The sequence below is a fragment of the Azospirillum soli genome (assembly GCF_017876165.1).
Taxonomy (GTDB): Bacteria; Pseudomonadota; Alphaproteobacteria; order Azospirillales; family Azospirillaceae; genus Azospirillum; species Azospirillum soli.
Window position 1 is genome coordinate 21,924 of the sequence record NZ_JAGINQ010000019.1, and the last position, 14,203, is coordinate 36,126.

The 14,203-nt window shown below is 64.4% G+C and carries 14 protein-coding genes; 4 read left to right on the forward strand and 10 right to left on the reverse strand.

The genetic code is table 11. The features are described 5' to 3' along the window. Positions 1–275: 275 nt before the first annotated feature. The 4 genes from J2852_RS23830 to J2852_RS23845 form a co-directional block, all read right to left on the reverse strand. A complete protein-coding gene (locus tag J2852_RS23830; protein WP_209880539.1) occupies positions 276–1,148 on the reverse strand; it encodes a site-specific integrase in 873 nt (290 codons plus the stop codon). A gap of 132 nt (positions 1,149–1,280) precedes the next feature. Next, entirely contained in the window at positions 1,281–2,351 is a 1,071-nt protein-coding gene (locus tag J2852_RS23835) for a site-specific integrase (protein ID WP_209880541.1), read from the reverse strand. 14 nt (positions 2,352–2,365) lie between these two features. Continuing rightward, positions 2,366–3,412, reverse strand: a complete 1,047-nt coding sequence (locus J2852_RS23840) for a nucleotidyl transferase AbiEii/AbiGii toxin family protein (protein ID WP_209880543.1) — start codon at positions 3,410–3,412, stop codon at positions 2,366–2,368. A gap of 5 nt (positions 3,413–3,417) precedes the next feature. Beyond that, entirely contained in the window at positions 3,418–3,858 is a 441-nt protein-coding gene (locus tag J2852_RS23845; protein ID WP_209880544.1) for a hypothetical protein, read from the reverse strand. Positions 3,859–4,584: 726 nt separating this feature from the next. Between J2852_RS23845 and J2852_RS23850 the strand changes: the two genes are divergently transcribed. From J2852_RS23850 to J2852_RS23865, 4 genes are all read left to right on the forward strand, one after another. Then, positions 4,585–5,868 (forward strand): coiled-coil domain-containing protein, encoded by a 1,284-nt coding sequence (locus J2852_RS23850; protein WP_209880546.1) that lies wholly within the window; start codon positions 4,585–4,587, stop codon positions 5,866–5,868. A 177-nt stretch (positions 5,869–6,045) separates the two neighbouring features. Continuing rightward, positions 6,046–6,969, forward strand: coding sequence for an abortive infection family protein (locus J2852_RS23855; protein WP_209880548.1), 924 nt, complete (start codon positions 6,046–6,048; stop codon positions 6,967–6,969). Further along, entirely contained in the window at positions 6,966–7,646 is a 681-nt protein-coding gene (locus tag J2852_RS23860; protein ID WP_246499943.1) for a DUF429 domain-containing protein, read from the forward strand. Before J2852_RS23855 ends, J2852_RS23860 begins: the two co-directional genes overlap by 4 nt. A gap of 28 nt (positions 7,647–7,674) precedes the next feature. Then, positions 7,675–8,754, forward strand: a complete 1,080-nt coding sequence (locus J2852_RS23865; protein ID WP_209880551.1) for a hypothetical protein — start codon at positions 7,675–7,677, stop codon at positions 8,752–8,754. A gap of 64 nt (positions 8,755–8,818) precedes the next feature. Here J2852_RS23865 and J2852_RS23870 read toward each other — a convergent pair whose 3' ends face one another. The 6 genes from J2852_RS23870 to J2852_RS23895 all read right to left on the reverse strand — a co-directional run bounded on the left by J2852_RS23870 (position 8,819) and on the right by J2852_RS23895 (position 13,959). After that, on the reverse strand, positions 8,819–9,388 hold the full coding sequence (locus J2852_RS23870) for a hypothetical protein (RefSeq protein ID WP_209880553.1): 570 nt from the start codon (positions 9,386–9,388) through the stop codon (positions 8,819–8,821). 143 nt (positions 9,389–9,531) lie between these two features. After that, on the reverse strand, positions 9,532–10,275 hold the full coding sequence (locus tag J2852_RS23875) for a uracil-DNA glycosylase family protein (RefSeq protein ID WP_209880555.1): 744 nt from the start codon (positions 10,273–10,275) through the stop codon (positions 9,532–9,534). A gap of 4 nt (positions 10,276–10,279) precedes the next feature. Continuing rightward, positions 10,280–11,683: a hypothetical protein gene (locus J2852_RS23880; RefSeq protein ID WP_209880557.1), complete on the reverse strand. Its 1,404-nt coding sequence runs from the start codon at positions 11,681–11,683 to the stop codon at positions 10,280–10,282. 8 nt (positions 11,684–11,691) lie between these two features. Then, positions 11,692–12,000, reverse strand: coding sequence for a DUF4258 domain-containing protein (locus tag J2852_RS23885; RefSeq protein WP_209880559.1), 309 nt, complete (start codon positions 11,998–12,000; stop codon positions 11,692–11,694). Between the two features lie 674 nt (positions 12,001–12,674). Beyond that, the gene (locus tag J2852_RS23890; protein WP_209880561.1) at positions 12,675–13,649 is read right to left on the reverse strand and encodes a phospholipase D family protein; all 975 of its coding nucleotides are present in this window, start codon (positions 13,647–13,649) and stop codon (positions 12,675–12,677) included. Further along, positions 13,627–13,959, reverse strand: a complete 333-nt coding sequence (locus J2852_RS23895; RefSeq protein WP_209880563.1) for a trypsin-like peptidase domain-containing protein — start codon at positions 13,957–13,959, stop codon at positions 13,627–13,629. Before J2852_RS23895 ends, J2852_RS23890 begins: the two co-directional genes overlap by 23 nt. Positions 13,960–14,203 lie beyond the last annotated feature (244 nt).

Genomic DNA, 14,203 nt, shown 5'->3' on the forward strand with positions numbered 1-14,203 from the left:
GTCAAAACCGTCCGCGCGCAGGATTTGAAAAGGTCATACAGGCTTCAATTCATGACACCTCATCCTCCGGGGTGTGTGGTGTTCCTGACCGAGCGGCGGTTGCCTCGTAGGCTGATGATGGCTGGCACGGCGGGGAAGACACCTATGCGCTCCACCGCTCATCGTCCCCAACCGGCTGTCAGCACATCACCGGCGCATTGATTGGACGAGCCTGAGACGGCTTAATCCCAATTCCGCCTTTGGCGCTCCCACAGGCGATTATTCCGTAATGGCCTTCATTGTCCCGGGTTTCCGAAGGCGAGGCCGGTGATCGCGTTCTTCCAGATGTCCTGCTCACGCAGGTAAACGGCCGTCGTCTCCGGCTTGGAATGCCGAAGGTGCTTCATCACCTTGTGGAGTTCGGCGCCCGAATTACCCGCCTCAGTCGCCATGCCGGCGCGCAGCGAATGTCCGGAGAAGGTGCGGCCGCGCAGGTCGGCCTGCCGCATGGCCTCCGGGTCGGCCTTCCGGACGAGGGCGGCGATGATGTCCGGGACGCTGCGGTCGGCCAGGCGCTGCCCGGTCGGCACGCCGTTGCGGCGCAGCGAGGTGAACAGCGGCGCGTGGACGTCCGCATCGTCGCGCAACAGGCGCCAGTCGCTGAACGCCTGCAGGACATTGAGGTCCGGGTCGGCGGCGCGCTCGATGCCGACCAAGGCGCCCTGGCCGCGCTGGTCGCCCTTGGCCCGGCCGATGGTCACCAGCAGGCCGCGCGGGCTTTCCTGGCAGTCTCCGAAATCCAAGGCCACGAGTTCTGACCGACGCAGCGCGGCCCCCCAGCCGACCAGCAGAAGCAGCCGGTCGCGGGCGCCGCGGGCGCCGCCATCGGCCGGGCCTTCGCGCGTCGCCGCGATCATCCTCTTGAGCAGATCGCGCTTGATCGGCTCGGCCTTGCGCTCGTCTTCGTCGGCGCAGCCGCGCAGGATGCCTTCGAACACCAGGGCGATGCTGGGGTGGTCCTTCGGCAGGTGCAGGCCGGCCCAGCGGTGGGCCATGGCGATGGCGTCCAACACGACGCGGGTGCTCTTCCGGGCCAGCGGCTTCGGCGTGACGGTCGTGCCGTCCGGCCGACGCACCGGCCGCGGATCGGCGAGCGCGGTCAGGTGCATGCTGTCATGGTGGTGTTCATCGGTTGACCAGATTGCGATGCGGAGAATCGTCACACGGGAACACGGAGGCAAAAAATGGCAATATTCGAGGAGAGAAGGGCAAAAATTCCGTCCTAAGCCCCTGAGCGCGGCTCAAGGCTCGGCCGGAGGCGTGTTTCCATCGCCATCACCGGCCTCAGCGAACACCAACTGGCTGACGTTGCGCTTCCAGAGTTCGGCGTCGCGGATGTAGCGGCGGGCTACGTCGGCATTCTTGTGCCGGGTCTGGCGCATGATGTCGTGCAGTTGCGCGTCCTTGTTGGCGGCCGAGGTCGCCAGTCCAGCGCGCAGGCTGTGGCCGGCGAACTTGGTTGGATCGTACCCGGCGCGCTCGGCTGCCCCCTTGACGATCCGCGCCACTGCCTGGCCGGCGAGCCGGCCACGGTCGATGCGGATCTTGCCGCCGCCGTCCGCCTGGACGAACAGCGGACCCGGCGCATCACCACGCAGGTCCAGCCATGCCTTGAGCGCGGCCACCACGTCGATGGCGGCCACGGGAGACCCGTAGACGGCCACTTCCTGACCTTCGCCCTGCTGGTCGGTTTTCGAACGCCCGATCACCACCTTCACGCCGCGGTCGCGGAACTCGATGTCAGCCAGATCGAGAGCCACGATCTCGGAGCGGCGCAGGGCTCCACCGAACCCCAGCAGGATGATGGCGCGGTCCCGAACGCCCTTGGGCGTGCTTGGCAGGTTTGCCACCATGCGGGCCAGGATCTCCGGCAGGATGGGCGCCGCGACACGGGTAGGGCGCCGCCCCTTGGTGCGCGCGATGCCGTCCAGGACGGATCGGATGAAGTAGTGTTTGCGGTCGAAGGAGGCGCCGACGGTCCGGTGGGCGGCCGTGATCGCGCTCAGGTGGACTTCCAGGGTGGTGACGCTCAGGCGGTCCGCGGCCTTCGCCAGATACATCCCAACCACTTCCGGGTCACCGGCAAGCGGCTGGAAGCCGAGGTCGCCACACCATGCCGTGTAAGCGTTCCAGGCCGAGCGGTAAGTGTCGATGGTGTTGTCGGCGCGCGCCCGGCTGGCATACGCGGCAGCACGTGCCGCGATCTCTCTCACTCTGTCGGCGCGACCACCTGGTACCTCCAACTCACCAAACATGGCGGTCTGCACAGTGGTGAGCGCCAGTGCGGTAGATGGGACAAGATCATGCGGCATAGGTGACACCGAAATCATGGAGCGGGTTGCGCTGTTTCGTCCGGAGAGGCGCCATCGTCGGCAGCCGGAAGCGGAGCAGGTTCCTTGAAGGCCGCCTCGAAGGCGTTCTTGAACGACACGAGTGCGTCTCGAAACGTGGGCCGTTGCGCACTTTGCGGCACAAAGTCACCGACAAAGGAACGATACTGCGTCTCGATTTCCGTCCGGTTTGCCATAAGGTTGAGCGCTTGCCGAAGCGTTCCCAGGGGATCCTGATCGAACGCGGTGTCCTTGCCCCGGTGTCGTTCGCGCTCGCGGTCGACGGCCTCATGGGCGTGGACACGGAAATCGTCGTCGATGACCACACCCGCGTTCATCAGGCAATGGATGTCGTAAAGATGGCGGACGTCGCGCTCATCGTGCTTCATGCCAGCCACGTTGCGGAATCTGGCATAGAAGCGCCGAGGCATGGCCAACAACTTGTCCAGCGCGATTTCCCGCTCATCCACACAGACGATGGGAAAGCCTTCGGGAACAGAGGTTCCAGCGCTTATTGCCTCAGTTTCCGCGGCAAGCGACGTGAGCGCGCAGGTTGCGGGCGGGAACACCTCCTGGGAAGGGCTGATCTCGATTTGGATGCCTTCGCGGATAGGGGCGGCGGCGAAACCTTTGGGAACGACGCGGCGGTAGCCAATCACGAACTCCTGCCATTCCAAAGGGTTTGCGGGGGTAGGAGCGGCTGTGAAGTGGTATCCGGCCTTCTGGACCGCATCCATGATACGCCGATGAAGTTCCTCGCCTTCCCGTCGCCCGACGTTGGTTCCGAGAATGTCGAGTTTGAAGTCGATGTCTTCTGAGAAGCGGCGAATTCGGCGATGCGCTTTGAACAGGGCCGTACCGCCGCCGAAACGCAGGCGCAGCCCAAGCCCACTGAGATCCAGCGCGGCCAGCGCCTGGAGCACCTGTGTGTTGTGGTGGTCTTTCTCTGCGTACTCGGCGCGCACCTGAGCAAGTTGGGCGATCCCAGCCCAATATTGCGGATCCAGGAAGCGCTTTTCGGACGGGGGCGGACGGCGAGCCACGAGCCTCAGCCCTTTCGGACGGCGACGAAGGCGGGCGTCATCCCGGCCACGACGACCTTGCGTCGCGTCGGTCGGTCAAGCCCGATGACCTGTCCGGTGGGCACCTGGGTGCTGCGGCCTTCGTTGTAGTCGCGCTCGGCCGGAGTCTGGCGCGGCTTGTAGCCGAACCGCATCATCGTCTCCACAGCGATGCGGTGAGGGTCCTTGGTCAGCATGCGCTGGCCGGGGAACCAGCGCGAGGGCTGGAGTTTTGCCCAAGCCCCCAGGCTGACCTTCGTCACTTCCTTCTGCCGTTCCAAGTCGCGCAGGGCGCGACGGACGGCTGATGGCGTGCCGCAGTCGGCGAAGTCGGACAGCACGTACACGCTCCGCCGCCCTTTGCGGAGGACTCGACGGACCCGGTCGATCACATGGTCATTTGGTTTGCTGTCCTGACTGTCCGGCATGCTGCGCTCCGTGCTGTGCCCCATAGACATGATTATGGTGCACAGGTATGGCGGAGGTCAAGACGGAGTGTCCGACCATCGCGGCCGGCGGCGTTCGGGCGGGGGAAGATCGTGCGGAGGGGGGAATGGTTAGGACTTCTGCGCGACGGGTGCGACGTAGGCCCAGTTGGCCGTTGACAGAGATCAGCAGGCAGTATCGAATGTTACGGTGGATGACCACGTGACGAGCGGCAGTCTGCGCGGGGCGGTAGGCCGGCAACGCCCAGAGTGGCGCTTCATTCTCAAGGTAAACTGAGAAAACCGGACGCCACACTCTCACGATTACCTGAAACCGATGCTGCTTCCGGCCGCACCGATCCGGCGGAATGGCCGGCCGTTCTCACGGTAAACTGAAAAAAGTTCGCACGGTTATCCGAAAGACGACGCTGCGTTCGCAAGGTTACCTGCGAAAAGCCGCTCCAGTTCCAGCGTTCTCACGGTTACCTGAAACCGACAACCGCTGAGCCCCCGCACAAATGACTCCGCCACAAAAATGGCTCGCGAAAAGGCCGCTTTACACGACCCATATGGCTCACCCAACCGGCAGCCCTAAGGCTCCTGACGTGCTGCGCGCCGCAATGCCCTCCCAGCGCCCACCGCAATCGCCATTATCCGTGGATACCGCTGTCGCCGGTTGGTCCGGACTGCGCTAGATTGGCTGGAACGCCAACGCGGAGAACGCCCCCTGTGAGCCGCCTGTTCGACGATCTCGACGCCATCCTCGCCGACACCAGCCACCTCGACGCCTATGTCCCGGGAGCGGGTCTGCCGGCGGCCATCCCGGCCTCCTTGGCCCGGCCCCCGATTGCTCCGGTCGCGGAACGTGGCGGCGATTATCGCAAGCGGACGCTGGCGTTGGCGCTGGACGCGGCCACCTGGCAGGCCCGCCTGGACGAGCGGCTGTTCCGGACGCCGGCGGCCATCCGGTCGGGCTGGACCGAGCGCTGGGCCGTGCTGGTCACCGCCGAAAGCGCCCGGCTGGATTTTGGCGATGCCGTGGAGCCGCGCGAGATCATCCTCGACGAGGTGTCCGCGCTCACCGAGGCCGCCCCGTTGGACGAGGCCCGCCGCATCCTGCCGCTCGTCCGGCTGGCGCTGCGCCGGCGGTCGGACGCTGACATCTTCACGCCGCGGCGGCTGGCCGCCGCCATGGATCTGCGCCCGCGCGGCCCCCACCGGCGCCGGCGGCTGGAGCAGCACATCGAGGTCGCGCCAGAGACGCTGCGCCCGTTGGTCGCCGCCACCGACCCGGAGCGCGCCAGGGCGGCCCTGGAAGACGCCCTGGACCCGCTGTTCCTCGCGGAACTGCGGCAGGAGCCGCCGCTCATCGCCTCGGCGCGCCTGCTCGCCCGCTGGCACGCCACACGGGCCACCGATGTGCTCGGCAACGCGATTGGGCGCGTGCTGGCGGACCTGCGGCTGCGGCTGTCCCGCGGTGTCCGGGCACCGGTGGCGGGACTGGCGGTGGGCTTCCGAGGACGGCGCGCGGAATATGCCCCGGCCGACACCGAGGAATGGCTGGGCCGCTTTCTGCGCGCCAGCACGGAGGCGGCGAAGGCCGGGCTGCGGCTGCTGGACGACCTCGAGCGGGCGGCCGTTCGGCTCGAGCGCCACGTCGACAGCGATGGTCGGCGGAAGCGCCGGCGTCGCAACGATGCCCTGGCGCCGCGGATCGCGGCGTTGCTGGTGGAACGGCCGGCGGTGACGATCAAGGGCGCCGCCAAGGCGCTGTCCACGCGGGACGCGGACGGCAACGTGGTCGAGGCCGTGTCGGGCGAAACCGTGCGCCGTGTGCTGGCAGGCATGCTGGAGGATGAGGCGGCGGTGGAGATTGCCGGACGGGACAGTTTTCGTGTGCTGGCCCTCCCGATCCCCACGCTCGACTTGCGAATGGCGCCACGGCCGGCGAAGCGGTCGACGCCGTTGGAGCCGGTGGTGGACAGCGGGTTCCGGCCGCTGAACGACTGGTGACTGCAGGGGCACCGCAGATGAGATGAACAGAGTCGGGTTCTGCTGGATTCCCATCCTCTGTGCTGTCTGCATGATGGCGGTTCAAGCGCAGGCTTAGCCGTATCCGGTGGCATCTGGGGCGGCCGCGCGATAGGCTGTATCGAACCGTGTTGCTGCACCTCCCGGTTGGTGAGAACCATGGAACGACGCGCCTCTTCGAGCCTTCAGACTAACCGGCCTGCCCTGTCGCCTCGGGCCGTCGAAGCCATCGTCGAGATCATCACCGGAGGGGCTGGACATGATCCGAATCCCACGGTCGGGATCTATCGGTCCGCCACGCAACTGGAGCGCTTTTTCCGGCGGTGCAACTTGAACTTCTCGCTGAACGGCGCCTCGCGGGTTCCGGCTGTGGAAGCGTACCTTCTGAGCCTCATGCATGATTCTGCCGGTCAGGACACGCTTGTCCAAGTGCTGGAGATGGCCGTCGACCCCAGGGACTTCGCCGGCTGTCCCGAACGCTTGTCGGCGAGCGTCGAGTTTCTCAACATGCATCTTCGCTTCGACGGCTTGGAACTGGCGGCTCACGGCCACCGCTTCCGCCTCGTCAGACAGGGGCAGTTCGCGGCGGTCGCCGGCGCCTTGGCCGAACGCGCCGTGGCTTTGGATCTCGACACCGTCCATCGCGACACCGAGCGGGCACTGCAGCAGGCCCACAGCGATCCGGAAGACGCCGTCACCGCCGCGTGTTCAATGCTCGAGAGCGTCTGTCGCAGCATCCTGAAGGGGCTCGGAAAGCATCTGCCGGCCAAGAAGGATCTTGCTCACCTCATGGGCGCCGTGCAGGCCGAGTTGAACCTGTCGCCGTCGCGCAAGGACTTGCCGACGGAGATCGAGGACGATGTCCGCCGCATCCTCGGCGGGCTGACCACCGTCACCATCGGCATCGGCGCCCTCCGGACGCATGCTGGAGACGCGCACGGACGCGAGCGCGGCTTCCGGCGGATCGACGCGAGGATCGCGTGCTTGGCGGTCCACTCGGCCAGCACCATCGCCATCTTCCTCATCGAGACGTGGCAGAGCCAAGCGGCGAGTAAGCCGGTGGCGTGCCCTGAACCGTCATGAGGGTAGTTGGTGTCGACGGCTGCCGTGGCGGCTGGGTGGCTGTGTCGATCAGCAGGGATAATCAACGCTCCTTCTTGGTCATGCCGAGGATCGAAGATGTCGTGGCCATGAAGGCCGACATTACGCTGCTCGATATGCCCATCGGCCTGCCGGATCTGGGCTACCGTGCCTGCGATCTAGCAGCCCGGACAATGCTCGGCAGCAGCCGCTCACGCGTTTTCCTCGGTGTTCGGCGGCCCCTGCTGGCCTTCCTCAATGACTACGCCGGCGCCAACGCGTGGGGCAAGTCCGTCGGCTGTCGCGTTTCGCGACAGATGTTCGCCATCCTCCCGAAGATCGCCGAGGTGGACGCTTTCATGTCCGCACATGCTCAGCAGCGTATCAGGGAGTCGCACCCGGAGGTCGTCTACTGCCGCTTGGCTGGTGGGTACGCTCTTCCCAGCAAGACCTCGCCCGCAGGGCGTGCAACACGCCGGGACCTGTTGCTCGACCATGGCTTTGCGGACATCGACTCTTGGTTGGGGACGTTGCGCAAGACCGGAGCGAAGCCCGATGACCTGCTCGACGCCTGCGCCTGTGCGATCGCGGCGGTGGACGTTCTGAATGGGACGGGACGGAGGCTCGGCGGTGAGGACGACATCGACCGCCGCGGACTAAAGATGGAGATATGGTACTGATGCTCCTTGAAGCGAGGAGGCCTAACGAATGGCAGTTTCCGAGGGAACATCGGTGAACGGGGGCGGAAGCATGTCTTCCCAAAGCGAGCCGAGGGCGAAGCAGCCGCGCCGTCTATCCACCTTCTTCGACCGGCTCGCCGATCCGATCCACGAGGTCCACCTTTACATGCCACTCGTGGAGGCCCTGAAGACCAATAATACATTTGTTCGCGCCCTCGTGGCGAGGATCTGCGAAGAGCCAATGTCCATCGTCCGGCTCGACGACGCCATTGCCAGTCTGCGCGACTGGACGCCCGGCAGGCGCGAATACGACGTCGCTTTCGTGGTGCGGCTGACCGATGGTCGTCGGGTGGCCTTCCTGGTCGAGGTCAAGGTCTTCGAGGGCCTGCAGCCGAAACAGGACGAGGCTTACGACGCCCTTGGGGCCCATGGTGTGGCGATCGGCCGGTGGCATGATTATCGGACCGTCCTTCTCGCCCCGACCTCCCAGATGGCCCGTTTTGCGCAGACGCGCTTCCATTGCCGGATCTCTCTGGAGGATGTGGCCACGTTGCTGACCCAGTCGGGAGCGGACACTGCGACGGCGTTCAAGGCCGACCTCTTCACCAAGGCGAACGGCCGGATGAAGACCAGACACACCAAGCAGGTCGACGAGCCGACAACCGCATTCTTTCGCGCCTATGTCGCTTTCGTCGCATCGGAGTACGGCGAGCACGGACTGACCTGCGAGATCGACAGCGAGGGGCTGCCCGCCAACAGCACGTGGCGGTGGTTCAATCGGCCAGACCTGCCGAAGGGATTGGAGTTGAAGCATCAAGCCGAGAAGGGCTTCATCGACCTCGTCTTCGCAGGATGGTCTCGTGAACGGCTTGCCGAGGCTTTGCACGGCCTCGACCTTCCCTCGGGAGCGGTGCCCGAGAAGTGCAAGGGCTCGGCTGCCCTTCGCGTCCGGCGAGATCGGCTGGCGACGCGTGAGGATTTCCAGGCCCAGAAGGCAAAGGTCAGATCATGCTTGGAGACGGTGTTCGAGGTCTACACCTGGTACCGGAAACATCGCGACATCATCAATGCGCTGGTGGCCGGCACGCCGGTTACATCAATTTCCTGAGTTCAGTGCGGTTAACACGATCCAGGGAGTCAATGCTCGCGAACTTCATGGATGAAGTTAAAAGTCACGCTACCACGCCGGTGTGAAAGCGTTCGTGCAGGGGATGGCTGCGGCATGGTGCGATGGCCCATTTCGGCCGTCGCCCGCGACCAATCCCAAGCACGCTGTAGAAGTGCTCCTCATCTTCGATCTGATGGGTGCCGTACACATATTCGAGTTGTCGGTTCGCCAGGGGGAGTGCGCCATAGCGGGCGCTGAACTCTTGCAGCAGCAACGCCTCGACGTCTTGGTACGCCGCCGCATTGTTCCGGACGCGTGGCAGGCAGATGTGGGCCGACCATCCAAAGTCGGCCTGGGTCTGCGCGAGATCCCTGATCCAAGTCCGGACGTGGGACGACATCCTACCGTGCAGGTTTCCTTCACCGACGTAGATCAACGGCGAACTGCCCGTTGGGTATGCGATGACGACTGGACCCGTCAGCCGGATCGTGTAGACGGAACGCGCCAAGTCGGCGCGCGACACGCCGTGCTCACCAGTCGCCTCACGCAGAATGTCGATGGGACGGGTGTCGATGTTAAAGCACGCCTGCGGATCGCGGGGCAACCGCAGCCATCGGACCGACAACAACGCCATCGCATTCCTCTCCATCGGCTCCGAGCAGTATAGCCCCAAGCAGAGGCTTGGCTATAACGACGTAACCGATGGTGAGGGGCTGACATGCTCAGAAGGCGCTCGCGCGGATCGAAGGGCGCTGACAGTCACACGCGCGGTGACGATCAGGGTCTCTCACCCGACACCCGCTTGCCCGCGCGGAAGTCCTCGACCACTCGCTTCGCCTCTCTAAGGCGTTGTTCGATTGCAAGGCTGCGCTGGCCATTGTGGAAGCCGTAGACCACGCCGATTGGCTCGGCACCGCCTTCCGGTAGCCGGAACGTTCGCCTGTGGATGTCATAGCCAAGGGCCGCCAGAACAACGTCGATGCCCTTCCACAGCCCGATCACATGGGTCGGGCGCAAGAGGCGGAGTTGGTGCGCGGTGTAGGTCTGCCAGCACCGCCGCAGGACACGGTCTCCCACGGTGTCAGCCGGGTTGGCACTGGCGTTGCTGGTCTTGCATTTGACCACGTTGATGTACGCGATCTCTTCAATGTCGAAGCCGAGGATCTCCCGGTGCTTGCTGGTAACGACCTGCTGCCAGCCTTGCATCGAAACCGGCAGGAACCTCATCAGCGCTTGGAAAGCCGCGACGTCCGCTTCCTCGCCTACGCGCTGCATCAGGCGCTCCATGTGGTCGTCGTTCGCCTTCCGGGAACCGGTGGAGCCGTTGCCGGGGTTGGCGCCGACGATCACGAGGCCGGCATAGCGCGGCCCAATGTAGTCCGGGCTGGGAGGCCGCTCGCGGATCATCGTGCCACAGTCCCGCAGGCAGGCGCTCCGATGCTGACAGACCGCAACCTGACGCAGGATGGCGTGGAAACCGCGGGCGGTCGCGACTGGATCTTGCTGCTGTTCGGTGCTCATGGGCTCAGTCCCTCATCGTTTCGCACTGCCAAGCGGCCAGCAGTGGTGCCATGGCGTCTTCGAAGCGTCCGCGCTCGCGCAGTCTGGTCGCTTCAAGCAGCCCAAAAAGCCGCGCGGCCTCTTCATCGAGCAAGGTCGATACCTTCAGTGCTTCGGGCGCGTGGGCCAGGTTGCGCTGAATGACCGCCAGCAGGGTACGGTTGGGAGCACCGGTCGAGGGAAGGTCGTCCCCGCCAACGTCCTCATCCCCGCCGGCGATGTGGAGGCTGTGCTGGCCGCTTCGATACGATCCGCCGAGCCATTGCAGGCAAGAGGCGGCACTCACCGATTTGAACTTCACGTGCCCGGCGAGGTCGACAAAGGCTTTGGTGTCTTCGGGCCACTCGGTGATGCGGACGGCGCTCCAACGCGTTTTGCCCTGGCGTTCAAACCGGAACGGAATCCACCCCGACGCGGTGGGCGGCTGAACCTCGACGCTGGTCTCCAGCAGCGGAACGGTGACGACCGGAACCAGAAGGAAGCAGGCGGTCGGGCCCGCGCCGGGGTCCAAGGGCGCAATCGCGAGCGAAACCCGGACGTCGAGGTCGACCTGAAGATCTTCCACCCCATGCTGAGCAGCGATCACATCCCACTCGGATTCCTCCGAAGGCGGCTCTGGACGGTCCCCGACCGTTCCGACGGCGGACACACGTGCGATGAAGCGGTTCACCAGGGCGACCTGCGGCACCAACGCGGCGACGGCAGCGGCCTCGAGGGGGATCTGGAGGCCATCGGCCAACACATCCGGATCGGCCGCCGCCGGGGGGACGTCGGGCACGACGATCTGCCCTCCCGCGAGGACATAGTCGCTGTTCCGCAAGACCTCGAAGTAGGCGTTGAGATTGCGGCGGGCGCTGACCCAACTGGCGATGAGGTTCAGGTGACCCGCGGTATCGGCGGCATCGTCGTCGATCGTTCCCAGGTTCGGCACCGGCTTTCCGGCGTAGTCGATGCCCGCGACAAGGTCCACAAGGGCCTGGCTCTCACCGCGCAGATGGCACCCCGCCGCGCACACAACGGCCGCCCATTTCCAGCCGATCGCTGCCAACGGTGTGCTGAGCGGGGTCTGCTGCGCGAAGCGACCGCGGAACTTGGTGGTCTTGCCATCCCCCTCCCCTGCTTTTTCAAGCGCGGTCGCGATTGCGGCGGTTCCGGCCTTCGCCTCAACCTCCTGGAACATCCGGTAGACAACCCGGCCAAAGTGGACACGCAGTCCGGGGGGAATTTTCTTCTGCGCGTCCAGCCATTTGCGGATCTCCGCCGCTTCTTTGGCCAAGCGGCCGGCGACCTCCTGACGGTACTGCTCGGCGAGTTTCGCGCGTCCAGCATCTGCCGCCTTGCGGTCGAGATAAATGACGTTTTCGGTCATGGATCGCCTCAGTGGATGGCAGCGCCGCGGGTGTAGGAGCGGCGCTTGCGGCCGTGCAGCCAAGCGACGGTGATGATCGTGCTGTCCGCGTGAGCGACCACGACAGCGAGGCGCGACAACCGGCTGACCGAGCGCGCCGCGATGGTCCCTTCCGCGGCAAGCGACTTCGCGGCCTCGGCCGTCAGGGTGACGGCAACGGCTTGCGCGCCAACGGCCTTCACGCGGTCACCATGGGCAAGGACGATGTGGGCATCGTCGACGGTGATCGCCCGCTGCTGCATGCGCTTACGGGCGTGCTTGGACAGTGCCTCGTGCATTGGATGCTCCCTGGTGCGGCTCGTTCGGTGCGGTCCAACGGTGGCACGGTGCGCCGTACCTGGCTTCCGAAACTTTAGGGAATTCCTTAGGATGAATCGAAGGGAGTTTAGGATGAGGGTTGTCAAGCGGCCTCTAGGGAGGCGACGATCCCTCCCACACGTCCACGAACAACATCGTTCGGCACGCGTGCTACTATTCCTGTGTCGCCAACATGATCCATTGCCGGCGGCGCTGAAGGGAGCGACCGACACGATCCCGGAGGTCTAGGAGGTACTGAGGACCTGCGCCTTCACCTGTACCGGTGGGTCTGCGATGACGAGAAGGTCGCCGGCGCCGACGTGGCGGCCCTCACGCGGAAGACCCAAGGTGGCCATATCCCAAAGCACTATCCGGCCGGTTGGTCGGGCTTGCCGCACGACGGCCCTCACCAGGTGCGCGTCCACTGCTTTACCGCCCGTATTGATGTGCCAGCAGAGAGGACGTCGCGCCCGGCGCGGCCGTGAGGCGCGTGCTGCCGGGCACTGGAGGGCAAAGCGGTGGAGATCGCCTGCCCGCACAGTTTCCGCGTTGTGGCCTTGCCGGCTCCGAGCCTCGGTTTGCGGTTGTCGCTGCGGTCCCCACGGAGCGAATGCTTCGCTGAGGAATGTCCGGCAGCGCATCCCTCAAGATTCCCTCACAGTCGAGTTCGCTTTTTCACCAGCACTACCTCGCGGGCAAAGTCATAAAGAGGCCGGCGCCACTCATTGTCCCAGTTAAGCCGGCTGATCAGATCGGCCCAACGTGGATGATCGTCCTTCGGCAACCCAAACCCTCTGACATCCCGCACCTTATGGCACAGGGCGATGCTGTTCCCCTCGCCCGAAAAGATAGGGTCGTCGTTCAAAAACCTGAAAATGCCTCGAAGGCTTGGTAGGCGCTTATTCTGATAACTGCGGAAATCGACCACACAAGCGCCTGGTACGGCCACATCTTGCCAACCTGCGTAAGCGTCCAACTTAGAGTCGTGACGTTGCTCTTTTGCCTCAGCGTGAAGTTCTTCTTCCTTTTCGCTCATTCTGCCTGGCCCATAGACGGCGATCAAATCCCCACGATCTCGAAACGCGTCTGGATTTGTCAGGAGTTCATCAAGCAGGGATTGGCCCCGTCCCACATGGGGGCGCTGTCTCCGGCGTAATTTCCAAAGATCCGTTGCCTGCTGCAGGTCGCGGTTTTTGATCGGTCTGCTTCCAGCATCCCAGACCTCGTTGTCAAACCAGCGTCCGACCGCTTTGATCAGCGCTTTATCAGTCGACAAAACGTTTGCTTCAATCCACCCCGAAAGTTCAGCCCCCTCGAAACTAAGTCCATTAGCGGAGGCGTTCGCAGAACCAAGAATGACGGCTTTGTCCGTCCACCATACCTTTGCGTGCAGGCGTGGGTTGGTGCGGACAGCAGCCCTCGGAATATCCAGAAGACGGCGAGCCTCGCCAGGATTGGTGCCGCCGGTGTCCAAGTTGCAGACGATTCGCAATGGGCAGGCGACATCAGGCAAGCCAAGGTTCTTCACGGCGCCTTGCCCCCAGAATGCGACCGCGACACGAACCTCTTGGGCATCCCGAAGGATCTCCTTGATTTGGCCCGCCAATTTATTCTCTGGAATAAAGAGCATGGTTGGTCTCCCTTATGGTCGGATGGTTGCCTGGGACTGAATGCCTGAGGAGTGAGGCCGAGAGGCATTCGCTGCCACATGGCTGAAGATCTTCCCCATAGGAGGCGAACACCTGCGCCCTCGTGGCTTTCCGGTCGCCGCATTTGACGAGAATCCCGTCCCCATCCTCGACCACGTGCCTGTTCGTGGCGATCAGACCGTCAGCGGAGATCACGATCCCTGTGCCAAAGCCGACGGCACTTCCTCCCCGCGTGGTGGTGACCAGGCAGAGCGAGTCCTTCGCCATCTTGTAGATTTCATCGCCGGACATGGCGTAGGGGGGTCGTCTGTCCCCCCAAAAGAAACATCATTCCGAGCGCAACACGCTTGCCAATGCCTCTCGCGTCCGTGTGCATCGCGCCCTTCTCTGAACGGGGACACCTCGCGGCAGATTCTACCGTTTTGGGAAATCCACACAAGACGACATCGAGATGCTGGCGTTGCTTCGGATCATGCATCAGGCCAATCAAAAATGTCGTCTGGTCCTCTCCTCGTGGTTGACGGCCGCCCTTGCG